The 22,640-nt window shown below is 72.2% G+C and carries 19 protein-coding genes and 2 pseudogenes; 9 read left to right on the top strand and 12 right to left on the bottom strand.

Annotated elements, in window-relative coordinates:
* Positions 1-162: 162 nt before the first annotated feature.
* The 5 genes from ACJ9NR_RS25560 to ACJ9NR_RS25540 form a co-directional block, all read right to left on the bottom strand.
* Positions 163-606: an ATP-binding protein gene (locus ACJ9NR_RS25560; protein WP_412493522.1), complete on the bottom strand. Its 444-nt coding sequence runs from the start codon at positions 604-606 to the stop codon at positions 163-165.
* A 98-nt stretch (positions 607-704) separates the two neighbouring features.
* Positions 705-1,115 (bottom strand): (deoxy)nucleoside triphosphate pyrophosphohydrolase, encoded by a 411-nt coding sequence (locus ACJ9NR_RS25555; protein ID WP_412493260.1) that lies wholly within the window; start codon positions 1,113-1,115, stop codon positions 705-707.
* A gap of 54 nt (positions 1,116-1,169) precedes the next feature.
* Positions 1,170-1,361 carry an SPOR domain-containing protein gene (locus ACJ9NR_RS25550; RefSeq protein WP_412493259.1) on the bottom strand — a complete coding sequence of 64 codons (192 nt, stop codon included), beginning with the start codon at positions 1,359-1,361 and terminating at the stop codon, positions 1,170-1,172.
* A 353-nt stretch (positions 1,362-1,714) separates the two neighbouring features.
* Complete coding sequence (locus ACJ9NR_RS25545) at positions 1,715-2,467, bottom strand: GntR family transcriptional regulator (protein ID WP_412493257.1); 753 nt, start codon at positions 2,465-2,467, stop codon at positions 1,715-1,717.
* A 147-nt stretch (positions 2,468-2,614) separates the two neighbouring features.
* On the bottom strand, positions 2,615-3,853 hold the full coding sequence (locus ACJ9NR_RS25540) for a DUF4190 domain-containing protein (protein WP_412493256.1): 1,239 nt from the start codon (positions 3,851-3,853) through the stop codon (positions 2,615-2,617).
* A 327-nt stretch (positions 3,854-4,180) separates the two neighbouring features.
* Here ACJ9NR_RS25540 and ACJ9NR_RS25535 point away from each other — a divergent pair, with 327 nt between their 5' ends.
* Complete coding sequence (locus tag ACJ9NR_RS25535) at positions 4,181-5,392, top strand: alpha/beta hydrolase (protein WP_412493255.1); 1,212 nt, start codon at positions 4,181-4,183, stop codon at positions 5,390-5,392.
* A gap of 103 nt (positions 5,393-5,495) precedes the next feature.
* On the opposite strand, the gene ACJ9NR_RS25530 is transcribed toward ACJ9NR_RS25535, so the two are convergent.
* From ACJ9NR_RS25530 to ACJ9NR_RS25500, 7 genes are all read right to left on the bottom strand, one after another.
* A complete protein-coding gene (locus ACJ9NR_RS25530; protein ID WP_412493254.1) occupies positions 5,496-5,960 on the bottom strand; it encodes a hypothetical protein in 465 nt (154 codons plus the stop codon).
* Between the two features lie 224 nt (positions 5,961-6,184).
* Positions 6,185-7,417, bottom strand: a complete 1,233-nt coding sequence (locus tag ACJ9NR_RS25525) for an alpha/beta hydrolase (protein WP_412493253.1) — start codon at positions 7,415-7,417, stop codon at positions 6,185-6,187.
* 109 nt (positions 7,418-7,526) lie between these two features.
* A complete protein-coding gene (gene narI, locus ACJ9NR_RS25520) occupies positions 7,527-8,294 on the bottom strand; it encodes a respiratory nitrate reductase subunit gamma (protein WP_412493252.1) in 768 nt (255 codons plus the stop codon).
* Between the two features lie 10 nt (positions 8,295-8,304).
* Positions 8,305-8,961, bottom strand: a complete 657-nt coding sequence (gene narJ, locus ACJ9NR_RS25515) for a nitrate reductase molybdenum cofactor assembly chaperone (RefSeq protein ID WP_412493251.1) — start codon at positions 8,959-8,961, stop codon at positions 8,305-8,307.
* Positions 8,958-10,649 carry a nitrate reductase subunit beta gene (gene narH / locus ACJ9NR_RS25510; RefSeq protein WP_412493250.1) on the bottom strand — a complete coding sequence of 564 codons (1,692 nt, stop codon included), beginning with the start codon at positions 10,647-10,649 and terminating at the stop codon, positions 8,958-8,960. Before narH ends, narJ begins: the two co-directional genes overlap by 4 nt.
* Before the next feature lies 1 nt (position 10,650).
* Entirely contained in the window at positions 10,651-14,328 is a 3,678-nt protein-coding gene (locus ACJ9NR_RS25505; RefSeq protein ID WP_412493521.1) for a nitrate reductase subunit alpha, read from the bottom strand.
* A gap of 658 nt (positions 14,329-14,986) precedes the next feature.
* The gene (locus tag ACJ9NR_RS25500; RefSeq protein WP_412493249.1) at positions 14,987-16,732 is read right to left on the bottom strand and encodes a GAF domain-containing sensor histidine kinase; all 1,746 of its coding nucleotides are present in this window, start codon (positions 16,730-16,732) and stop codon (positions 14,987-14,989) included.
* A gap of 507 nt (positions 16,733-17,239) precedes the next feature.
* On the opposite strand from ACJ9NR_RS25500, the gene ACJ9NR_RS25495 reads away from it, so the two are divergent.
* The 8 genes and pseudogenes from ACJ9NR_RS25495 to ACJ9NR_RS25460 all read left to right on the top strand — a co-directional run bounded on the left by ACJ9NR_RS25495 (position 17,240) and on the right by ACJ9NR_RS25460 (position 22,474).
* A complete protein-coding gene (locus tag ACJ9NR_RS25495; RefSeq protein WP_412493248.1) occupies positions 17,240-17,743 on the top strand; it encodes a universal stress protein in 504 nt (167 codons plus the stop codon).
* A gap of 379 nt (positions 17,744-18,122) precedes the next feature.
* A complete protein-coding gene (locus tag ACJ9NR_RS25490) occupies positions 18,123-19,598 on the top strand; it encodes an MFS transporter (RefSeq protein WP_412493247.1) in 1,476 nt (491 codons plus the stop codon).
* Positions 19,599-19,735: 137 nt separating this feature from the next.
* A pseudogene (locus ACJ9NR_RS25485) lies at positions 19,736-19,810 on the top strand (tat (twin-arginine translocation) pathway signal sequence domain-containing protein); the annotation flags it as partial.
* A gap of 225 nt (positions 19,811-20,035) precedes the next feature.
* On the top strand, positions 20,036-20,311 hold the full coding sequence (locus ACJ9NR_RS25480; protein WP_412493246.1) for a hypothetical protein: 276 nt from the start codon (positions 20,036-20,038) through the stop codon (positions 20,309-20,311).
* Entirely contained in the window at positions 20,308-20,715 is a 408-nt protein-coding gene (locus tag ACJ9NR_RS25475; RefSeq protein ID WP_412493245.1) for a DNA-binding protein, read from the top strand. Before ACJ9NR_RS25480 ends, ACJ9NR_RS25475 begins: the two co-directional genes overlap by 4 nt.
* A gap of 635 nt (positions 20,716-21,350) precedes the next feature.
* Positions 21,351-21,482, top strand: a pseudogene (locus tag ACJ9NR_RS25470) (hypothetical protein); the annotation flags it as partial.
* Between the two features lie 354 nt (positions 21,483-21,836).
* Positions 21,837-22,088 (top strand): hypothetical protein, encoded by a 252-nt coding sequence (locus tag ACJ9NR_RS25465; RefSeq protein WP_356656928.1) that lies wholly within the window; start codon positions 21,837-21,839, stop codon positions 22,086-22,088.
* Positions 22,085-22,474: a PIN domain-containing protein gene (locus tag ACJ9NR_RS25460; RefSeq protein ID WP_412493244.1), complete on the top strand. Its 390-nt coding sequence runs from the start codon at positions 22,085-22,087 to the stop codon at positions 22,472-22,474. Before ACJ9NR_RS25465 ends, ACJ9NR_RS25460 begins: the two co-directional genes overlap by 4 nt.
* The last annotated feature ends 166 nt before the right edge of the window (positions 22,475-22,640 follow it).

Raw genomic sequence — 22,640 nt, 5'->3', positions numbered from 1 at the left:
GGCTGCGACAACACTTCCAGTCTTCTAACCAGCCGACACCTCGTCGAATCACACTCGTCGCACCCGGCGGCCGGTCCGCACCCGCGGCTCGACAGGGTGACGGTTCGCGTACAGCCTCCGCCGACGGCCCCCGGCCGGACACGGGGCCGCCGGCGGAGGCGGTCACCGGGACCCGTCCCAGCCCGGCACGGCGAGCTCGAACCACACCGTCTTGCCCGCCTCCCCGGGCCGGGTACCCCAGCGGCGCGAGGCAAGCGCGACCAGTTGCAGTCCGCGTCCGCTCTCGTCCTCCGGGCGGGCGACACGCTCGCGCGGCGGGTCCGGGAGCGGGTCGGAGACCTCCACCAGCAGCACGTCCCGCAGTCCAGCGGGGCGTACCAGGCGCACCCCGATGGGTCCCGTGGCGTACCGCAGGGAGTTGGTCACCAGCTCGCTGACGAGCAGGGCCGCGAGATCCCCGAGGACGTCCAGCTCCCAGGTGTGCAGTTGGGCTCGGACCGCGGTACGGGCCGTGCGGACGGCACCCGGTTCCGCGGGGAAGCTCCACTCGGCGCAGCCGTCTTCGGTGTCGATCACGCCGATCACTTCCCAGCCAAGCCCACCTATGTCCGGTTTCGTGGGGTTAATGGGCACATACCCGATATTCAGTGGCGAGTACCGTCCATCACGGCGCGCTGTGGCACGGACGGCGCGGGAAGGGACGCTCAGCGGATGCCGGCGTCCAGACGCTCACTCACCTCGCGCACCGCGGCCACGTCCTGGTCCAGCCAGTCGACGTCCCAGATCTCGCCCGGGGCGAGCCAGCGCAGTTCGTCGTGGTCCTGGAGGGGTTGGGGGCCGGCGGAGCCGGGGTGCAGCCGGGCGGCCCACACCTGGAGGACGTACGGGGACCCCAGCGGCCACTCCCCCGGGATCCGCTCGGCGGTCTCGCAGTCGACACCGAGCTCCTCGCGCAACTCGCGCACCAGGGCGGCCTCGGGCGTCTCGCCCGGCTCCACCTTGCCTCCGGGCAGCTCCCAGCGGCCGGCCAGCTCGGCGGGCGCGCTCCGGCGCGCGGCGAGCAGGCGGCCGCCGTCGAGGAGGGCGGCACCCACGACCACGATCCGTTCCGTCATGCGCGGGAGCCTACGGGACCGCCCGGCCCGCTCGCGAAACCCCGCACGGGCCTGTCAGTTGCGGGTGGCGTCTCCGTTCTGACCGATCCGCTCGACCCAGTACAGCTGCTTGTGTTCGCGGTTGTCGAGGCTGTCCGCGATCTTCTGGGCCTCGGCCCTGGTCGCGTACCTGCCCACGCGGTAGCGATTGCCGTTGTCGTCCTGTCGTATGACGAGCCAGGGAAGAGTGATCGTGCCGTCGTTCATCACGCCCCACCGCTCCTTCCCGTCCTGGCCCGACCGCTGCCCGTCCGCGGTTCGTGCCGTGCCCCACCCGATAAGGAAACCGCAATCCGCATATGCCTGAGCCTACGCCTAACCTTTACGCAGCGAATACGAGTTCTCACAACGAGGTACGCAACCGGCCAGGCCGCAGGGGGCGCACGGCGGTGAGTGCGCCCCGCGAGGGCGGCGACGCGTCCGGTCAGGGGCATGTCGGACATGGCCGGGGACGACCTGCGAGAACGGCCAGATTCCACCGGCGGACGGGCGCACTCCGGGGGCGCCCGGCGGGCGGCACGGCGCGGGGGCGCCCGGGTCCGCCGCCGTGGAGGTGTGCGCTACTTCACTGGGAGGTGGTACGCGACGCGGTAGCGGTCGGCGGGGATGACGACGTCGGCGGTCTCGACGGGGCGGCCCGAGGCGAAGAAGGTGCGCTGGATGACCAGCACGACATGGCCGGGGACCCCGCCCAGCGCGTGCAGCTCCTCGGCGAGGCCGGGGCGGGCGCCGACCTCCTCGGTGACGTTGTCCACGATCACGTCGATCGCGGCCATGCGCTCGACGACGCCCATGCCGCCGAGCGGGCCTTCCTCGGGCAGCATCACGGGGGTGCGGCCGGTGACCGCGAGGGGCTCCCAGGAGGTGGAGAGCATCATCGCCTCGCCGGCCTCCCGGAAGACGTACCGCGTGCACATCACGCGGTCGCCGGGCTTGAGGGAGAGCCGCTCGGCGACGGAGGCGCTCGCCCCCGTCTGCTCGCTGCTCGACTCCCAGGTGCCGCGCCCCTCGCCGTCGGCCTGCTCCTGGCGGAAGGGCGTGGCCCCGCCCGCCGGGCGGTAGCCGGAGCGGGCGACGCTGCGGGGGACGGGGCGTTCGCGGACGTACGTCCCCGAACCGGAGCGGCCCTCGACCAGGCCCTCCGCCATCAGCACCTTGCGCGCCTCCAGCGCGACGGTGTCCGAGACGCCGTACTCCTCGCGGATCCGGGCCTGGGACGGCAGGCGGGTGTGCGGCGGCAGTGAGCCATTGACGATCTTCTGGCGGAGATCACCCGCGACGCGCAGGTACGCCGGCTGCTCACCGAAAGTCACTGGCCGCTCCCATCAGGCTGTACAGACAGCAACAGCCTGGCAACCGTGGGTTCGGCCATGCAAGCAAAGGCCAGAGAATCACTCGATGTAGTGACATGTGTGTGAGGAGGGCTTTACCCAGGCACTTTCTCCCCACTATGGCGGCGATCACACATCGAGTCCGGAACCGCCACCTCCGTCGCCCCGGCCGCCGCTCCCCTCGCCGGACGCGGGCGGAGTCGTGGCCAGGCCCAGAGCCTTGCGCGCGGTGACGGAGGTGTCGGGGTCGGCGAGGACCATGGCGCGGTCGTAGTGCGCGTAGAAGCTGTCCGCGTCGGGCGCCTCCGCTGCCAGGGCCCACTCCTTGCGGCCCGCCGCCACCTTCGCGGCGACCCCGGCCACCGGCTTCCGGACGCCGGCCGGCCACCTGTGGCCGCGCAGCAGCGTGCTCTCCCGGGCGAGCGCGGCCGACATCCGCCCGGCCCACGCACGGCTGCCCGGGAGGTCGTCGTCGGGGCTGTCCACGGGCTGCCGGTCCAGAGCGGCGTTCTCGACGTCGACCGCCTTGAGGTAGGCGACCTGGTCGGCCCCCAGGTCCCGCGCGTCGTTGCGCAGCGAACCCGTCAGGCCGGCCTTCTCGTCGGTGTTGCCGAACAGGCAGGTGACCTCACGGTCGCCGAACCGCCAGCTGTCCCGGGTGGGCGTCATGTAGTACACGTCGACGTAGTCCGGGACGGCCCAGGTGTCCATGGCGTAGCCGTAGCGCAGCCCGTAGCACCGGGCATCGGCGGTGTCCGTGACCTTGCCGTCGCCGGGGTAGGCGGAGCCGCCCGTCATCCGGAAGACGGCGAAGACCTCGCCGTCGTGCTCCCGGCCGCAGAGCACCTTGTCGACGTCGTAGGCCGTGCCCTCCAGGGATCCGCCCGGGGCGTCGAAGCAGTCGCCCTCGGTCAGGGAGTACGCGCTGCCGTGATCGCCGGCGGCGTGCTTGACGCCGGACCAGGTGGGGAAGGGGACGCCGGCGGCGAACGCCACCGCCCACAGCGCGAGCCCGGCGGTGGACAGGACCGAGCCCGCGACGGCCATGCTCCTGCCCCGGTCGCCCGTCCTCCCGATCCGGGCGAGCGCGATGATCCCGAGCACCAGCCCGACGGCCGGCACGAAGCAGAGGATGCCCAGGACCAGGGAGGCGATGGCGACCCCGTCGACCGGCACGGGGCGGTTGACGGGGCTGTAGCCCTGCCCCCAGGGCCGGTACGGAAACGGTCCGGGGGCGCCGTGGGCCCCGCTCCGGTGCCCGTCGTGGGTCCCTTGCGGATACGGCGGCGGGTACTCGCCCCGCGAGTACGGCCCGTGGGGTTCCCGGGGCTGCTGCGGCCCGGACGGCGGTGGGTTGGACAAGGGCACGGTGCTCCTGGTTCGGACACTGACGCCACCGAGCTGGCGTACGCCTGGGCGCATGGTAAGCGTGAGGTGAGCGGGGCGGGCCGGGGACGGGGCGGGGCTCGGTCTTCGCCCCCCGCCCGACCGCGCCGGCCCGCGCCGTACGCGAAGGTCCGCCGGATCGGGCCGGGCGGGCCGGTGCGGAGGGCGGAGGGCGGCGTCCGGCACGATCCCGCGGCGCGGGCTGCGCGAGCACGGGCCGGCGCCCGGGCGGCTGTCGGTACGTCACCAACCGGCCAGAGCGGGCGCCCCGGCCCCGCGGACCCGGCCATGCCCTATACAGTCGGTGCCGTGAGCGGCGCTCTGTACCACTTCGGGCCGTACGAACTGGACACGGAACGTCGTCGGCTCAGCCACGACGGAGAGCAGGTGCACGTCGGGCCCGAGGCCCTGGATCTGCTCTGTCACCTGGTCGAGCACCGGGACCGGGTCGTGCCCGCCCGGGAACTTCTCGACGCGGCGGGGCACGGGCGGGCGGACGGCGACGCCGCACTCGCCGGGTGGTTGCGCACCGCCCGTCTCGCGATCGGGGACGACGACACCGGACGGCGCTCCATCCGCACCGTGTCCGGGCGCGGCTTCCAGTTCGTCGCGCGCACCACGGCCGCCGGCACCGGCCCGTCCCGGCCCACCGCCCGCGGCACGGGGGCGGCGGCAGAGGCCGACCGCGAGGTCATACGCTTCTGCCGGTCCGCCGACGGCACCCGCATCGCCTACGCCCTCACCGGCGAGGGCCCGCCCCTGGTGAAGACCGCCAACTGGCTGACCCACCTCGATCTCGACCGGGCCACCCCGATGTTCGCCCACTGGTTCGACGGCCTCACCCGCGGCCGGCAACTCGTCCGCTACGACGAGCGGGGCTGCGGCCTGTCCGCGTGGGAGATGGGCAGTTTCACCCTCGACGACCTGGTCGGCGACCTCGACTCGGTGGTGGACGCCGTCGGACTCGACCGCTTCCCGCTGCTCGGGGTGTCGCAGGGCGGCGCCGTGGCGGTCGCCTACGCCGCGCGCAGGCCCGAGCGGGTCAGCCGGCTGGTCCTCACCTCGGCCTACGCCCGGGGACGGCTGATCCGGGCCGGCAGCGACGCCGAGCGCGACGCAGCCGAGGTGGATCTCAGCATCGCCCGCGCCGGATGGCGCTCGCAGGACAGCAGCTTCCTGCGCTACGTCGCCTCCCAGTTCCTCGCCGACGCCACACCCGCCGAGTGGGACGCGTTCGCCGCCTACCGGCGGCAGACGACCTCGCCCGCCAACGGAGCCCGGTTCCTGGAGGAGTTCGCCCGGATCGACGTCTCGGACATCGCGCACCGGGTGCGCTGCCCGACGCTGATCGTCCACGCGCGCGACGACGCGCGTATCCCCGTCTCGCAGGCCCTGGAACTGGCCACGCTCATCCCCGACAGCCGGCTGGTCCTGCTCGACAGCCGCAACCACCTGTTCACCGCCGACGACCCCGCCTGGCCGACCTTCCTCTCCCACCTCGACACCTTCCTCTCCGAATAGCGCGTCCGGCCGGCCGCGTTCCTCGGGCGCGGGCACCGCGGGAGCGAGCGAGGGGCCGCCCGGCGCGCGGCCGGACAGCCCCTCGGTGAGGATCCCGCCGCGGCTAGCCGATGACGATGTCGCAGTCGGCCCGTCCGTGATCGGCGATGGCGGCGAAGTCCGCCTGGATGGCCGGGTCGTACGCCGCCGACGTGATGGTGCGGGTCTTCTTGCCGGGTACGCCCTTGTCCGCCGTGGCGTGCGAGACGGAGGCGGCGTCCCAGGTCAGGTCGCACGTCCAGTGGAACGTGCGGACCAGGAGATGGGAGTTGTGCCCGCTTCCCGTGATCGACCAGTTGCCGGAGGCGTTCACCACGAAGGTGACGTTTCCGCTGACGCCGCGGCTGCTGTCGCCCGTGGCGAACGTGACCGACTGCCCGTCCGCCGAGACCGTCTTGGTCGTGTCGTTGGCCTGCGCGGGAATCGCTCCGAGCAGCAGGGAGCCCAGCCCGGCTCCCGAGGCGATCAGCAGCGCCAGCCCCCGCCGAGTCCGGATCGTGCCGGACGTCCTGGTGTTGTCGATGCGCATCGTGGTCCTTCTCTCTCGTCTGTCGGGTCCGGTCCGTGAGGTGAGCTCCGGGCGGGCGCGGTGTCCGTACGGCCCCCGCACCGGCCCGGCGCCGTTCCAGCATCGGGTCGGCCACCCGGCCGAAGCTTGGGGGAACTCTGAGGCACTTCTGAGGGGCGGCTGAGGGTGCCGTCCTCAGGCGGCGGCCAGAGGGGTGCCGGCAGCCGGAGTCACTCGGAGAGGGATCACTCGGAGAGAAAGGCGTCGATGTGGGACAGGAACTCGTCCCAGGCGGGTTCGAACGCGGTGAGCAGGTGGTTGCGGCTCTTGAGCAGGACCAGCCGGCTGTCGGGGATGAGCGCGGCCAGCTCACCGGCCTGCGACACCGGCACCCGCTCGTCGTCGCGCGCGTGGATGATCAGCGTCGGGCAGCGCACCCGGTGCGCGATGTCCGAGACGTCGATCCGGGCGAACTCCTCCAGGAAGCGGACCGCGTTGACCGCTGACGTCGTCTGCCGCTGGAAAGCGGTGAACCCGCCCCAGTCCTCGGGAGTGCCCTCGGGCAGGAACTGGGAGGCGAAGACCCGCAGGAACCGGGGGTCCTCGCTGCTCCACCCCACCCGGGCCAGGTCCAGGTCCAGGTCCGCCTCCTCGCGCTCGACCTCGTCCCGGGCGCGCACCCGCCGCCCCCGGGCGTAGGCGCCGGCGAGGATCAGCCGGCTGACCCGCTCGGGCCGGCGCGCGGCGTAGGCGACCGCCACCGCGCCGCCCTGCGACACCCCGAGCAGGGGGAAACGGTCGAGTCCTGCCGCCTCGACGACGGTGTCGAGATCGTCCACCCAGTCGTCGAAGGTGAAGCCGGGCACCGTCCAGTCCGAGAGACCGCAGCCCCGCTCGTCGTAGCGGACCAGCCGGCGGTTGCGGGCGAGGCCGGCCAGCCAGTGCGCCCACACCGGGGTCGTCCACTCGAGGTCGAGGTGGGTCAGCCAGTTGGCCGCCTTGAGCAGGGGCGGGCCCGAGCCGACGGAGGCGTAGGCGATACGGGTGCCGTCACCGGCCCGGCAGAACCGGATGGTCTGCCGGTCGGCACCGAGCGGCCCGGCGACCGGTGCCGGTGTGGCACCGGCGCCCGGCCCGGGCGAAGCGGACGTGTCCGCACCGACACGCGTCGTCGGGGCCACGAACTGGCAGCCCCGCCGGTGCACGGTACGGATCAGCTGCTGCCGGCTGCCCGTGTCGCCGACGGCCAGGCGCGCGGTCCGCAGCGCCGTGGTGAGCGCGGCCTCGCTGACGAAACGGTCGCCCCACACCGTGTCGAGCAACTCGCTCTTCGGCACCACCCGGTCCCGGTGCTCGACCAGGTGACACAGCAGGTTCAGGGCCCGGGGCTCGACGTGGACCGGCTCGCCGGCCCGGCGGAGCTGACGGCGGGCCAGGTCCAGCTCGTACTCCCCGAAGCGGTATGTGTCCCCCTCCACCTTCGCAGCGTACAACTCAGGCCTATCGGCGTACACATGAGCGAATTCACAGCCGCGTCGGCGCGGGACGGGCCGGTACCCGGCGGGTGGTGGGGGCCGGGAACAGCGGTCAGCCGACGCGTTCCCAGCCGCGGCGTGGCGGACGGGCGCCGAGCCGGCTGTCGCGGCTGCGGTAGACGATGTAGGGGCGGGTCAGGTAGCCGAGGGGGGCGGTGAGCATGTGCACGAGCCGGGTGAAGGGCCAGGCCGCGAACAGCAGCAGCGCGCTGATCGCGTGGAGCTGGAACAGCACCGGCGCGCCGGTCATCAGATCGGGGTCGGGCTGGAGGTAGAAGATCGAGCGGAACCACGGGGAGATCGTCTCGCGGTAGTCGTATCCCCCGCCGATGACGTTCGCGACCACCGTGGCGGACAGGCCGAGCGCGATGGTCAGGGTGAGCGAGACGTACATGGCCTTGTCGTTGCGGGTGGTGGCGGAGAAGACCGGGCCGACGGTGCGGCGGCGGTAGATCAGGATGGCCAGGCCGCCGAGCGTGGCGATGCCCGCGATCGTGCCGAGGACGACCGCACCCGCGTGGTAGGCGTCCTCACCGACACCGACCGCCTCGGTCCAGCTCTTGGGGATGACCAGGCCGCCGATGTGGCCCAGCAGCACGACGAGGATGCCGAAGTGGAACAGCGGGCTGCCGATCCGCAGCAGACGCCGTTCGTACAGCTGGGAGGAGCGGGTGGTCCAGCCGAACTTGTCGTAGCGGTAGCGCCAGACGTGGCCCAGTACGAAGACGGCGAGCGCGACGTAGGGCAGGACGACCCACAGCAGGATGCCGCCGGTGCCGGCCTGTGCCGCGAGGGTCAGGGGCTGGGCGGGAGCCGTCATCGGGGGCCTCCTACGCCGGGTCGGGCAGGAACACGGGGGTCGCGTACGGGTCGAGGCCGACCTGTTCCCCGGGCGGGCCCTGGGCGGCCAGGCGGATCACGGCCTCCCGCTCGTCGCCCGCGAGGGCGGGCAGGGTGGCGGAGACGGAGTCCAGCACGTGCGCCCAGGGTGAGGCGTCCTCGGTCAGGGCCAGGCGCAGCAGCTCCAGTCCGGCGCGGTGTTCGCCGAGCAGCCGCGCCCCGGCGGGCGGGTCGGCGGCGGCGAACTCCAGGACGACGGCGAGGTGGTCGGGCAGTTCGTCCTCTCCCAGGTGCCAGCCGGCCGCGGCGTAGGCCTGCTTCAGCCGCAGCAGGGCGAGTCCGCGCTTCCTGGTGTCGCCGTGCGCGTAGTAGGTCAGGTAGGGGCAGCAGCGCCTGCGGTGGTCGAAGGTGGCCACGTAGGCCTCCGCCAGGTCGGCCGGTGAGGTGCGCTCGGCGTGCCCGGTGAAGGCGAGCAGGGGCTCCCGTACGGGTCCGGGCAGTGTGGTGGCCGCGCTGCGGACCAGGGCCAGGCTCCGCGGGAACTCCTCGTCGGGGTAGGCGAGCAGCAGGGAGTGGGCCTGCCAGGCGTAGGGGTGCCAGGGTGCCGGGTGCGCGGTGCCCGGGTTTCCGCCTCGCCGCGCTCTCACGGCTTCGCCTCGCCCTCGCGCGCACCGCTGCCGCCCTCGGACGGGCGGTCCGGGAAGAGGCCGGGCGGAGAGCCCTTGCCGTCCCAGTTGAGGAGGTTGACGCGGGTGGCCCGGTCGGTGGGGGCGGCGGGGGTGTCGGAGCTCTGGCGGTCCCGCAGGGCGCGGTAGTTCTCCACGGCGATCGGGGCGGCGCCGCCGGAGGTCTCGCCGAAGGGCCCGGAGCCGCCCATGCCGGGGCCGCCCTCGTAGTCCAGGCTGCATTCGGTGGCCAGTTCCTCCAGGCGGTGGGCCTGTTCGGCGTGGGCGGGCGGGATGACGTAGCGCTCGTCGTACTTCGCCAGGGCGAGCAGCCGGTACATGTCGTACAGCTCCTCCTCGCTCATGCCGACCGCCCGCGGGATCGCCGCGTCGGGTTCGCGGCCGAGGTTGACGTCGCGCATGTAGGCGCGCATCGCGGCCAGCCGGCGCAGCGCCCCGTCGACGGGGGCGGGGTCCCCGGCGGTGAACAGCTGGGCGAGGTAGTCGACGGGGATGCGCAGCGCGTCGACGGCGGCGAAGAGGTTGCGGTGGTCCTCGGCGTCGTGCCCGGTGTCGCGAACGGCGTCGACGACCGGGGAGAGCGGGGGGATGTACCAGACCATGGGCAGGGTGCGGTACTCCGGGTGCAGCGGGAGGGCGACCCGGTAGGTGTCGATCAGGGCGTGGACCGGGGAGCGCCGGGCGGCCTCGATCCAGTCCCGGGGGATGTCCGCCCGCTCGGCCGCGGCGACGACGTCCGGGTCGTCCGGGTCGAGGAGGACGCCGCGCTGGGCCTCCAGGAGCCCCTGCTCGTCGGGGGTGGAGGCGGCTTCCAGGACCTTGTCGGCGTCGTAGAGGACGAGGCCGATGTAGCGCAGCCGGCCGACGCAGGTCTCGGAGCAGACGGTGGGCAGGCCGACCTCGACGCGGGGGAAGCAGAAGGTGCACTTCTCGGCCTTGCCGGTGCGGTGGTTGAAGTACACCTTCTTGTACGGGCATCCGGTCACGCACATCCGCCAGCCCCGGCAGCGGTCCTGGTCGACCAGGACGACGCCGTCCTCGGTGCGCTTGTAGATCGCGCCGGAGGGGCAGGAGGCCGCGCACGAGGGGTTGAGGCAGTGCTCGCAGATGCGCGGCAGGTAGAACATGAACGTCTGCTCGAACTCCATCCTGATCTTCTCGGAGACCTCACCGAGCAGCACGTCCCGCTCGCTGGTCGCGGCGGATCCGCCGAGGTCGTCGTCCCAGTTGGCCGACCAGGCGATCTTCATGTCCTTGCCGGAGATCAGGGACTTGGGGCGGGCGACCGGGGTGTGTTCCTGCAGCGGCGCGTTGGTCAGGGTCTCGTAGTCGTACGTCCACGGCTCGTAGTAGTCGTCGAGGGAGGGCAGCACCGGGTTGGAGAAGATCTGGATCAGCTTCTTGAACCGGCCGCCGGCCTTGAGCGCGAGCCGTCCGCGTGAGTTGAGCTCCCAGCCGCCCTTCCAGGTGTCCTGGTCCTCGTAGCGGCGGGGGTAGCCCTGGCCGGGGCGGGTCTCGACGTTGTTGAACCACACGTACTCGACGCCGGTCCGGTTGGTCCATGCCTGTTTGCAGGTGACCGAGCAGGTGTGGCAGCCGATGCACTTGTCGAGGTTCATCACCATCGCCATCTGGGCCATGACGCGCATGTCAGTACTCCACCTCCTGGTCGGCGCGGCGGCGGACGACGGTGACCTCGTCGCGCTGGTTCCCGGTCGGGCCGAGGTAGTTGAAGGCGTACGACAACTGCGCGTAGCCGCCGATGAGATGGCTGGGCTTGATCAGCAGGCGGGTCAGCGAGTTGTGGATGCCGCCCCGGCGTCCGGTGGTCTCGGTGCGCGGCACGTCGATCAGGCGGTCCTGGGCGTGGTGCATGTAGACGGTGCCCTCGGGCATGCGGTGCGAGACGACCGCGCGGGCGGCGACCACGCCGTTGCGGTTGACCGCCTCGACCCAGTCGTTGTCGCTCACGCCGATCTTCGCCGCGTCCTGGGTGCTCATCCAGATCGTCGGCCCGCCCCGCGACAGGGACAGCATGAACAGGTTGTCCTGGTACTCGGAGTGGATCGACCACTTGTTGTGCGGGGTCAGGTAGCGCACCGTCACGCCGAGCTCGCCCGTCTCCCCGACGCGCGGCTCGCCGAACAGGGCCCGCATGTCCAGCGGGGGCCGGTACACGGGCAGTTGCTCGCCCAGCGCGGTCATCCAGTCGTGGTCGAGGTAGAAGTGCTGTCGTCCGGTGAGGGTGTGCCACGGCTTGAGGCGCTCGACGTTGACGGTGAAGGGCGCGTAGCGGCGCCCGCCGGCCTCCGAACCCGACCACTCGGGCGAGGTGATCACCGGCACCGGGGCGGCCTGGGTGTCGGCGAACGTGACCCGCTTGCCCTCGTGCTCGGCGGCCAGGTCCGCCAGCCGCCTGCCGGTGCGCTCCTCCAGGGTGCGGAAACCCTGGGTGGCCAGATGGCCGTTGGTCGTGCCGGACAGGGCGAGGATCGCCTCGCACGCCTGCGCGTCCCGGGCGATCGACGGCCGGCCGTCGGCGGCCCCGCCCCGGACCACGCCGTTCTTGTGCCGCAGCCGCTCCAGCTCCTCGGCCAGGTGGAACGTGACGCCCTTGGTCGTCGCCCCCAGGTTGTCCAGCAGCGGGCCGAGGGCACCCATCTTGTCGGCGACGGCGCCGTAGTCCCGCTCCACGGTGATCAGCCTGGGCATGGTGCGCCCGGGGACCGGCTCGCACTGCCCCGCCTTCCAGTCGCGCACCCGGCCGTGCGGGGTGGCCAGTTCATCGGGGGTGTCGTGCAGCAGCGGGGCGGCGACGACGTCCGTGCGCACCCCGAGGTGCCCGGCCGCCTGCCGGCTGAACTCACGGGCGATGGTGTGGAAGGCGTCCCAGTCGGTGCGGGTCTGCCAGGGCGGGGAGATGGCCGGGTTGAAGGCGTGCACGAACGGGTGCATGTCCGTGCTGGACAGGTCGTGCTTCTCGTACCAGGTCGCCGCGGGCAGCACGACGTCCGAGTAGACGGTCGTGCTGGTCATGCGGAAGTCGAGGGTGAGCAGCAGGTCCAGCTTTCCGGTGGGGGCCTGCTCGCGCCAGGTCACCTCCCGCGGCCGGGCGTCGGGCGGTGCCTCGGTGGCGCGGACGGAGGAGTCCGTGCCCAGCAGGTGCTTGAGGAAGTACTCGTTGCCCTTCGCCGACGAGCCCAGCAGATTGGCCCGCCACACCGTCAGCACCCGGGGGAAGTTCTCCGGTGCGTCCGGGTCCTCCCCCGCGAACCCCAGCCGCCCCGCCCTGAGTTCGTCCACGGTGTACTCGGCGACCGGGCGGCCCGCCGCCCCTGCCTCGTCGGCGAGGTCCAGCGGGTTGCGGTCGAAGGTCGGGTACGACGGCATCCAGCCCATCCGCGCCGACTGCGCGATGACGTCCGCGGTGGACTTCCCGGCGAACGGGCCTCCCGCTCCGGCCGCCGCGAGGGTGTCGGCGGAGAACGGGTCGTAGCGGAACTGGTCGCCGTGCAGGTACCAGTACGCGGTCTGGATCATCAGCCGGGCGGGCCGGTTCCAGTCGGCGGCGGTCGCGATCGCGGAGTAGCCGGTGAGCGGGCGGACCTTCTCCTGCCCGACGTAGTGGGCCCAGCCGCCGCCGTTGACGCCCTGGCAGCCGGTGAGTGCCGTCAGGGTGAGGAAGGCCCGGTAGATGGTGTCGGAGTGGAACCAGTGATTGGTGCCCGCCCCCATGATGATCATCGAACGGCCGCCGGACTCCTCGGCGTTGGCCGCGAACTCCCGGGCGATCCGGGCCGCCTTCGCCGCGTCCACGCCGGTGATCGGCTCCTGCCAGGCCGGCGTGTACGGCTCGGCCGCGTCGTCGTAACCGGTGGGCCAGCGCCCCGGCAGGGCGTCGCGCGCCACCCCGTACTGGGCCAGCAGCAGATCGAAGACGGTGGTCACCAGGCGCCCGGCCACGCGCCGCACCGGCACCCCGCGCCGCAGCCGCCGCGGGCCGCCGTCCGGCGCGTCGAACCTGGGCAGCTCCACCAGGACGGGCTCCTCGCCGCCGCCGTCGGCGGACAGCAGCGGGTCGACGCCGCCGAGGTCCAGGTTCCACCTGCCCGCGCCCGTCTCGCCGTAGCGGTCGCCCAGGGTGCCGTTCGGCACGACGGGCCGCCCGGTCGCGGCGTCGAGCAGCACCGTACGGAACTCCGCGTGCTCCGCCGCGGCGTGCTCCCCGCCCAGGTCGGCGGCGGTCAGGAACTTGCCCGGTGCGTAGCAGCCGTCCTCGCCCTCCTCCAGGGCGATGAGGAAGGGCAGATCCGTGTACTGCTTGACGTAGCCGGTGAAGTACGGCGTGGCCCGGTCGACGAAGAACTCCTTGAGGATCACGTGCCCCATCGCCATGGCCAGCGCACCGTCGGTGCCGGGCTGGGCCGCGAGCCACTCGTCGGCGAACTTGACGTTGTCCGCGTAGTCGGGCGACACGGCCACGACCTTCTGCCCGCGGTAGCGGGCCTCGGCCATCCAGTGCGCGTCCGGGGTGCGCGTGACCGGCAGGTTGGAACCCCACATGATCAGGTACCCGGCGTCCCACCAGTCACCGGACTCCGGTACGTCGGTCTGGTCGCCGAACACCTGCGGCGAGGCCACCGGGAGGTCCGCGTACCAGTCGTAGAACGACAGCATCGCGCCGCCGAGCAGGGAGTAGAAGCGGGCCCCGGCCGCGTGCGAGACCATCGACATCGCCGGGATGGGCGAGAACCCCGCCAGCCGGTCCGGACCGTAGGTCTTGATCGTGTGCACGTGCGCGGCGGCGACCATCTCCACCGCCTCGTCCCAGCTCGCCCGCACCAGGCCGCCCCTGCCGCGCGCGGACTTGTAGCGGCGGGCGCGCTCCGGGTCGGAGACGACGTCCGCCCACGCGGCCACCGGGTCGCCCAGGCGCGCCTTGGCCTCCCGGTACATCCGCAGCAGCACCCCGCGCACGTACGGGTAGCGCACCCGCGTGGGCGAGTAGGTGTACCAGGAGAAGGCGGCTCCGCGCGGGCAGCCGCGGGGTTCGTACTCGGGGCGGTCGGGACCGACGGAGGGGTAGTCCGTCTGCTGCGCCTCCCAGGTGATGATGCCGTCCTTGACGTACACCTTCCAGGAGCACGAGCCGGTGCAGTTCACCCCGTGCGTGGAGCGCACCACCTTGTCGTGCGACCAGCGGTCCCGGTAGAACGCGTCCGCCTGGCGGCCGCCCGTCCGGTGCAGGGTGCGCAGGTCCTCAGAGACCTCCGCCCGGGTGAAGAACCGGCGGCTGCGCACCAGCGCCTCCGCCAGCTCGCCGTCCATTCCCGCCCGTGCCGCTTCCCGGCTGGTCTCCGCGCTCACCGTGCCACTCCGCCCCGGGCGCGTGGCCCGTTCGAATCGTGATCGGTTCCGGCTGCACTCGACTCTACGACCGCCGTCCCCGGCAAGGTCAACAGCCACACCGCGGACGGATGACGGCACGCCCGGGGTCCGCCTCCCCCGCACTCCGGTGTCCAGGGAGCGGACGGGCCGGTCATCAGGGCCAAACGGCCCTCGTCGCGCCGGCGCCTCGGATGGTTCAGTGAAGGGGACGGGGAGGGCCCCGTCACAGAGGCGCGGAGAAGCAGCCGGGGGGGGATGCGCACCGCGCAATCAGGAACCGCGAGAAGCGGTGGGGGCCCTCCCCGTCGAACGCGCTGCCGCCCGCCTGGATGCGGTCGCGGTCCAGGTCAGCCGGATGCGGTCCAGATCCTCCGGATGCGGTCCAGGTCAGCCGGATGCGGTCCAGATCCTCCGGATGCGGTCCAGGTCCCGGCCCCGGGACGGAGCGGGAACTCCGGCGAGGAGAGCCACATGGCGCGACCGCCGGCTCCCGGACGGCGGGCACCCCGACGGCCGGACCGATCGCACGGCAGCCTCCGCGGTGGCCGGAACGCCCGGACGCGGCGGAGGGTCGAGGGCGGAGGACCGAGGACCGAGGTCAGGCAGCGGGGTCGGCGGCGGGCAGCGGGACGGTCCAGTCCACGACCGTCCCGGTCGGCTCCCGGCGGGTGAGGGAGAGGCTTCCGCCCAGATCCTCGGCACGGGTGCGCATGTTGGCCAGCCCGCTGCGGCGCGTGACGGCGGGATCGAGGCCGCGTCCGTCGTCGGCGACGGTCAGCCGCAGCGTCCGGCCGGTGGCCTCGGCGGTGATGTCCACCGCGGTGGCGTGGGCGTGCCGGGCGGTGTTGGACAGCGCCTCGCGCAGGACGGCCATGAGGTGGTCGGCGTGCTGTGCGGGTACGTCGGTGTCGAGCAGGCCGCTCATCCGCAGGGCCGGGGCGAAACCGAGCGTCGCGGTGGCCTCGTCGGCCAGGGCGGCGAGCCGGGAGCGCAGGCCGCCGCGCCGGCCGGGACGGTCGCGCTCCCGGAGGCCGAAGATGGTGGAACGGATCACCTTCACGGTGTCGTCCAGGTCGTCCACCACCCGCTGGACCCGCTCCGCGGCCTCGGAGCGGTCGCCGATCCGTGCGAGTACGGACTGCAGGGTCAGCCCGTCGGCGAACAGCCGCTGGATGACGAGGTCGTGCAGGTCGCGGGCGATGCGGTCGCGCTCGCCGAGCAGGGCGAACTGCTCGGCGTCCCGGCGGTGCTCGGCGATCTCCAGGGCCAGGGCGGCCTGGTCGGCGAAGGACTTCACCATCTCCACCACCCCTTCGCCGAAGGGCGGCCCGCCGACCACGTTGGCGACCTGCAGCACCCCGCGTATCCGCTCCTGGCCGCCGACGGGAACGAAGAAGCCCGGTCCCAGGGGGACGAGGGAGGCGCTGCCGCCCGCCGATCGTGAGTCGTCGCTGAGGGTGTCGCTGCTGATGACCTGCCCGGTCGCGTAGACCTTCGCCGCCAGGGTGGTGGCCGGCAGCGCCAGGCCCAGCACCTGGCCGGCGGTCGGGCCGGCGGCCGTCTCGACCACCAGATCGCCGCCCTCGCCCACGGGCAGGGCCAGCGTCACCAGGTCCGCACCGGTCATCTCCCGCACGATGTCGGCCAGCGAACGCAGCGTCCGCCCGGGCGGTTCCCCGGACAGCAGGGCACGGGTGAGATCGGCGCTGGTGGCGAGGTGCCGCTCGCGGTGCCGGCTCTCCTCGTACAGGCGGGCGTTGTCGATGGCCACGCCGGCGGCCGCGGCCAGGCTCCGCAGTACGGCCTCGTCGTCGGCGTCGAACGGCCGGCCGCCGCGCTTGTCGGTCAGGTACAGGTTGCCGAAGATCTTGCTGCCCACCTGCACGGGAGCGCCGAGGAAGGTGTGCATGGGCGGGTGCCCCGCCGGGAAGCCGACGGCCTCCGGGTGGGACCCGAGCTCCTCCAGGCGCAGCGAGCGGGGCTCGCGGATGAGCAGGCCCAGAATGCCGTGGCCCTCCGGGTAGTGACCGATCCGCCCGACGGTCTCCTCGTCCATGCCGACGGTGACGAACTGCCGGATGCGCCCTTCCTCGCCCAGCACCCCGAGCGCGCCGTACTCGGCGTCCACCAGGTCCACGGCGGACTGCACGATCCGCCGCAGCAGGTCCTCCAGATCGAGGTCGCTGCCGATCGCCACGACCGCCTTCAGCAGCGTCTCCATCTGGTCCCGGCTGCTGCGGACCCGCTGGACGTGGGCCTGCAGCTCGTTCAGGAGGTCGTCCATCCTGAGCCGCGGGACCGACCCCTCACCGCTCGCACCCGGCTGGTCGTTCACCGCAGCCATCTCCTCGTGCCCGAACTGGCGTACACCTCCAGCATGCCCGAAGGGCCCTGCCGAAGCGCAACGCCGCCGTGCCCGCCACCGCGCCGGGTTTCCCGGACGCCACCCGTGGCAACCCGGGTCTGGACTCCACCGTAGGCAGCCCGGGTGGGGAGACCGGGTGGGGAGACAGGTCATGCAGGCGTCGGCGCACCGCGGCCCCGGACGGCGGCCCGGGGAGGCGTGCGAGGTCTTCGAGCGCCCGGCCGGGACCGGAGACCGCACGGCCGATCCGGCCGCCCGGTGACCGGCCGGTGCCCGCCGCCGTCCTGGTCGCTCCGGTCGCCCCGCCCGGCGCTGTCGGTCCCGTCCGCCCACGAGGGACGGCCGCTCCCCGGCCGCCGGACCTGTCCGCCGGACCCGTCCGGGGCGCGAAACACGCGCCACCATCCATGCGACACACCCATCCATCCGTACGACACGCCCCACCATCCGTACGACACGCCCCACCATCCGCACGAGAGGACCAGCATGTCCCCATCCCGAACCGGACCGGAGACCGGCCGCCCGGTCACCGCGCCGGAGATCGACAACGCCGGACTCGCCGGACACGAACGGCTGCGGCTGGTGGTCGGCGTCGACGGCTCGTACGGCAGCCACCTCGCCCTGAAGTGGGCGGCCGCGCAGGCCCGTGACCGGCACGCCACCCTCGACATCGTCGCCGTGTGGGAACAACTCGTCCCGCCGGACCCGGAGGTGGCGCGCCATCCCGACGGTCAGCTGCACGCGGCCCGCGAACGGCTGGAACGGGCGCTGACGCTGCTGGCCGAGGAACGCGCCCTGCCCGAGCACGTGATCACCGCCCCGCTGCACGGCCCGCCCGGCGAGCAGCTCGTGAGGCGGGCCCGCGAAGCCGAACTCCTGGTCCTGGGCACCACCGGCATCAGCTCACCCGAGATCCCCGGCGGCATCGGCCTGTACTGCCTGCGCCACAGCACCACCCCGGTCGTCTTCGTCCCGGCGCCCTCGCCGTGACGGGTCCCGGGCGGGGCGGTCCGGCTGCTTCCGGCACGGCGGGAGGAGCGGGGCGGCGGGCCCGCTCACACGGTCCCCGGACAGGCGGCCCGGCCTTTGACCGCCCGGCGGTCGTCGCGCGGGAGCGGCGACAGCGCCCGGGCGACGACCACCAGCGACGCGCTCGGCGCGTGGGCGCGCCCGCGGCGGCGGACGGTCCCGAGGCCACGCGCCCGGTCCGGGCGAGCGGCACCGTCGCGTGTCGGGGCGGGTGCGGAACCCATGTGCTTCTAGGGTGGCCCGCAGGGGCAGCAGCCGGGGGCCCGAGCGCTGGAAGGAACGTGACGGACATGCCGGCGTCGCCGTGGTGTGGTCGCGAACGCGTGGACAAGAGCCGCCGGTGAAGCGGGTGGTGGGCGCCGCGCGGGAGGTGCCGCTGCGCGGGAGTTATCCGGCGGCGGTGGCTCTGGCACTGCTGGCACTGTGCCCCTTCCTGGTACTGACGACCGCTTCGACGCTGCTGCGGCCGCAACTCATGCACGATCTGGGCGCCGGCGCATTCGCGGTTCAACTGACCAGCGCCCTGGCCAACGCCGGGTACGCGTTCGGCGCGGTCATGGCCGCCGACATCTTCCAGCGCGTCTCGCGCCGCTCCCTGTACATCGCCTGTGAGGCGGGGTTCGTACTGGGTTCGGTCCTGGCGTTCACGGCGCCAGGGGTCGTGGTCTTCGCCGTCGGCATGATCCTTCAGGGGGTGGCCACGGGCATGCTGCTGGTCGCCTCGCTGCCGCCGCTGGTCACGCGGCACGGCGCGGAGCGGCTGCCGCTGACGGCCGCGTTCGTCAATCTGGGACTGTTCGGTGTGGTGACCCTCGGGCCGCTCGTGGGCGGCCTGGCCGGCACCTTCCACGCCTGGCGTCCGCTGTACGCGGGTGTGGCCGTGCTGGGCCTGCTGGGCGTGGCCGTGGGCCTGCTGGCGTTCGAGCGCAATGAGCCGCCCATGCCGGGCATGGGCTTCGACTGGCTGGCCGTTCCGCTGGCGCTGGGCGCCACCGTGCTGCCGTTCTTCGCGGTGTCATGGCTGACCCGCGCGTCGTTCACCTCCGCGCTGTTCCTGGTGCCGGTGATCGTGGGACTGCTTCTCGTGGCGGGGCTGGTGGCGGCCCAGTACCGCAAGCGGGACCCGCTCATGCCCGTACGGCTGATCAGCTCGACCCTGCCCGTCACCGGGGTGGGCTGCGCGATGCTCGCCGGTGCCGCGTACACCACCTTGCTGGAGCTTGCCGAGGTCTACCTGTTCCGGGGGACCGGATGGGCGCCGTGGCGGGTGGGCGCGGTGATGACCAGTCAGGTACTGGGCATCGCCACGGCGGCGTGGCTGTTCAAGCGGGCGTTTCCCAGCCGCTGGACGCCGCTGCTGGCGCTGTCCGGCCTGCTGAGCACGCTGGCCGCGGCCACGGTTCTGCTGTTCCTGTCGCCGGGCTCTGCCTCCGTGCTCGCTCCGGTCGCTGCGGTGCTGCTCGGTTTCGGGGCGGGGGCCGGGGTGGCGCCCGGGCTGTTCATGGCGGGACTCAGCGTGCCGTCGTCGAAGCTTGGGCCGACGTTCGCCCTGGTGGAGCTGTTGCGTGCGGAGGCCGCGTTCCTGCTGGCGCCTGTGCTGGTGTTCGTCGCGCAGAGCGCCGCGTCGCTCCAGGACGGGGTGCACCTGGCCGTCGCCGTGGTGCTGGCAGTCTGCGCCGCCGGCACCGCCGTTCTTCTCAGCGTGTACGTTCTGGGCGGTGCCCGACCGCACGAGCCGAGGCTCCAGGCGTGGCTCGGCGGCGAGGAGTCGGCCTACCATTCGCCGCCGCTGGCCGACGCCGTCCGAGAGACCTGACACCTTGCTCGACACCCACCCGGTCCACACGCAGTCCCCTCCCGGCAAGCGGTCCGCCCGACGGGCAGCAGCGACGGCCTCGTCGGCACGGGTCTGGGCGGCGAGGCTGTCGCCGAGGTCTGCGTGGGTGGGGCGTGGACGCGCCCCAGCCCAGCCACTCCCGCGTCAGCGGCCCCGCCGCCGGCACCGTAGCCAGCCACACTGCCCGCACACCCGCTCCGCCGCAGGTCAGGCGACCTTTCGCCGGACGTATCAGACGTTGAAGCGGAACTGCCCCACAAAGCCCTGACCTGCGAATATGCGGCGCTTCCCAGCACCATCCCGGCACGGGAGCGGCCACAAAGCACAAGAAGATCCAGGAGACCAAGACTATGCACCATGGGTGCAGGTCACACGGGATCTCGGCGCTGTAATAGTTCCTGTACTAGACTGACCTCATGAAGTCACCCCGCCCCGGCGGCACGGAGAACATCTCCGTCTCGATGCCCTCGGAACTCCTCGGTGCTCTGCGCACACGTACCGGCAAGCGCGGCGTGTCCGCGTATGTGACCGCGGCGGTCCGGCATCAGCTGGAGATGGACGGCCTCGCCGAGATCGTGGCCGCCTACGAAGCCGGGCACGAGCCTTTGAGCGAGGCCGAAGTCCAGGTCGCGCAGCGCGAATTGTTCGGTGACGCACCGGCGCCCTACGCGTCGAACGACAGCGCCGTATGAAGGAGCCCGCGGCCAGGTCCCTGGTTCTGGACTCCCAGGCATTGTCGCTGCTGCTGTGCAACGACCGCCCGATGATCACCCGGATCGAGGCCGCCCGGCGCGTGGGCGTGCCCGTCCTCGTGTCGGCCCTGACCGTGGTGGAGGCCGTCTACGGGAAGACGGACACCGCCCGACTGCACTGGCTGCTCTCCCGCCTTCAGATCCAGGACGTCACCCAGGCGGACAGCCTCACCGCGGTGCAGCTGCTGAACGACGCCGGCGGCCTGCACGGCCACAAGTACGCCATCGACTCCCTCGTCGCCGCGATGGCGCTCCGCTCCCCCGCGCCCGTCCTTGTACTGACCTCGGATCGCGACGACTGGTCGAAACTGTGCAGTGATCGCCTACAGATCAAGGACGTCTGACATCTGCCGACATCATGGCGGGACAGCAGTACAGGGCTGGTGGCGCTGCGGCCATTTCACGCGGGGCGATGCCTCTGGACATTTCTGAAGCCGGATGCACCCTGACACTGCACCACCGTGCGAGGTATGAGCTGGAATTCCGTGCGGATGCAATCCGCGGCCGCGGCCTTCACCGCATCCTCGATCACCTGTGCGTACGCGACACCGGCAAGTGCCAGCAGCCGGGGCGCCTCCTCCACACCCACCTGCTGACCGGCGCCTCAATCGCCTCCCTCACACCCGCCACGAGGTACGCCGTGTGGAACCCAGCACGGGAGCCCTCATCTCATCCCAGCGCCATCCCAGCACGGTAGGGATGAGCAGGGGTGATGACAGGTGACGAGGGGTCGGCTATCCCAGCGCCATCCCAGCACGGGAAATAACGAAGGGCCCGACCCCGAAGAGTCGGACCCAATCTGACCTGCATGTTTGCCAGATCAGCGACGTGGTATGTCACCCGCTACACATTGAAGCGGAACTCCACCATGTTCCGTAACGGCCATGAGCGACCCTCACATCGGCTCGTAAACGAGTGTTCTCGCAGGTCAGACCACTGCTCGATCAAAGGTTGAACCGGAACTCGGCAGAGCGAAGCGGAGACCGTCGGCCAGCGCGCCAACGAGGAGAAGATGGCCGGGTTCTACGTCGACTTCGACGGGTCCGGCGACGCAGTCCCCCCGTCCACCGACATCTCGGCGGAGTCCATCGACGCAGATCTGCAGACCGCGGCGCAGGTCGTCGAGATGCTCCTCATCAAGGACCACAGCAGGATGAGGCTCGAGGCACAGACGCCGTATTCCAGCACTCACGAGCAGCAGCACCGGCTGGCGCCCATTTCCCACCCCGAGGACTGGAGCAAAGGGTCGGAGAAGCTCAGGGGGCGACTACTTCAAGGGTACAGAGGCCTGAGCGGCACCGGACGCACGCCGACGGAAGGAGAGGTCACTCGCAGGAGTCGGACTGCGGAGCCGCGCTTGCGAAATCACACCTACCGGCCGTCCCCTCGGACCCTGACCGAGGAGGCGCAAGCGGCTACCTCAATCACCTCCCCGGGCGGGTATACCCGATGTATTCTGTCGGGCATGGCACACACAACGATCAAGGTCGAGAGCAGCATCCGGGACCGGCTGGCGATCCTGGCCGCCGAGAAGGACACCACGATCGCGGGGCTCGTCGGCGAATTCGCCACCCACACCCTCACGCAGAGCGAGCGGGACGAGCAGGTCGCGAAGACCCTCGAAGTCCTGCACGCGCTCTCCGGCTACGCCCCGGATCCCGAGCAGGACCGCGCAGCGGACGATGAGCTCACGCGCCGGCTCGGCAGCGCCGCGTGAACCCTGTCGCCCCTGTCGATGTAGTCCTCGACGACAGCGCGCTGCTCGCTCTGGGCTCAGGCAACGTCCTGGCCTCCCGCCTTCTGTACCAGGCCGCCGAGACCGGGGCCTGGCGCGTCCACGTCGCGCTGGCCGCACTCGCCGAAGCGGACCGGGTACGCACCGGACTCGCCGGCCACCTCGGCATGCTCGACCAGGTGGTTTTTCATCCGCTCGATCTCGCCGCCGTCTTGGCCGCCTCGGGCCACGAGCGGTCTCTGGGCTGGTGCCACACCCACCATGTGGCCATGCCCGGCCCCGAGCGCTTGGATGGGGCACGCGTCGCCACCGTCCAGCCCAAGGCCTGGGACGGGACCGAGGTCCGGGTGCTCGACCTCTCTCCCTGAGCGATCCGCCCGGGTGGGGGTGGACTTCACCAGTGGATGTGATCCGAGCACTTCCCCAAGTGCACGGAACTCACCGGGTAGTTGACATCTGTTTTCTGATTCGCGAATCATGAATCATGGTTCAAAGCGCGCCCGAACGGTTGCGTGAGGTCTCGGCAAAGCTCTT

Origin of the sequence: Streptomyces sediminimaris (assembly GCF_047049295.1) — a bacterium.
In the GTDB taxonomy this organism is placed as follows: Bacteria; Actinomycetota; Actinomycetes; order Streptomycetales; family Streptomycetaceae; genus Streptomyces; species Streptomyces sediminimaris.
Note: the sequence above shows the minus strand (reverse complement) of the source record. Positions and strands in the feature narration are given on the sequence as shown.

Coding starts and splice junctions, on each gene's coding strand:
- ACJ9NR_RS25555 (WP_412493260.1), bottom strand. CDS start 1,115: ATGACGGAACGGATCGTGGTCGTGGGTGCCGCCCTCCTCGACGGCGGC.
- ACJ9NR_RS25550 (WP_412493259.1), bottom strand. CDS start 1,361: ATGAACGACGGCACGATCACTCTTCCCTGGCTCGTCATACGACAGGAC.
- ACJ9NR_RS25530 (WP_412493254.1), bottom strand. CDS start 5,960: ATGCGCATCGACAACACCAGGACGTCCGGCACGATCCGGACTCGGCGG.
- narI (WP_412493252.1), bottom strand. CDS start 8,294: ATGACGGCTCCCGCCCAGCCCCTGACCCTCGCGGCACAGGCCGGCACC.
- narH (WP_412493250.1), bottom strand. CDS start 10,649: ATGCGCGTCATGGCCCAGATGGCGATGGTGATGAACCTCGACAAGTGC.
- ACJ9NR_RS25505 (WP_412493521.1), bottom strand. CDS start 14,328: ATGGACGGCGAGCTGGCGGAGGCGCTGGTGCGCAGCCGCCGGTTCTTC.
- ACJ9NR_RS25500 (WP_412493249.1), bottom strand. CDS start 16,732: ATGGCTGCGGTGAACGACCAGCCGGGTGCGAGCGGTGAGGGGTCGGTC.
- ACJ9NR_RS25495 (WP_412493248.1), top strand. CDS start 17,240: ATGTCCCCATCCCGAACCGGACCGGAGACCGGCCGCCCGGTCACCGCG.
- ACJ9NR_RS25480 (WP_412493246.1), top strand. CDS start 20,036: ATGAAGTCACCCCGCCCCGGCGGCACGGAGAACATCTCCGTCTCGATG.
- ACJ9NR_RS25475 (WP_412493245.1), top strand. CDS start 20,308: ATGAAGGAGCCCGCGGCCAGGTCCCTGGTTCTGGACTCCCAGGCATTG.
- ACJ9NR_RS25465 (WP_356656928.1), top strand. CDS start 21,837: ATGGCACACACAACGATCAAGGTCGAGAGCAGCATCCGGGACCGGCTG.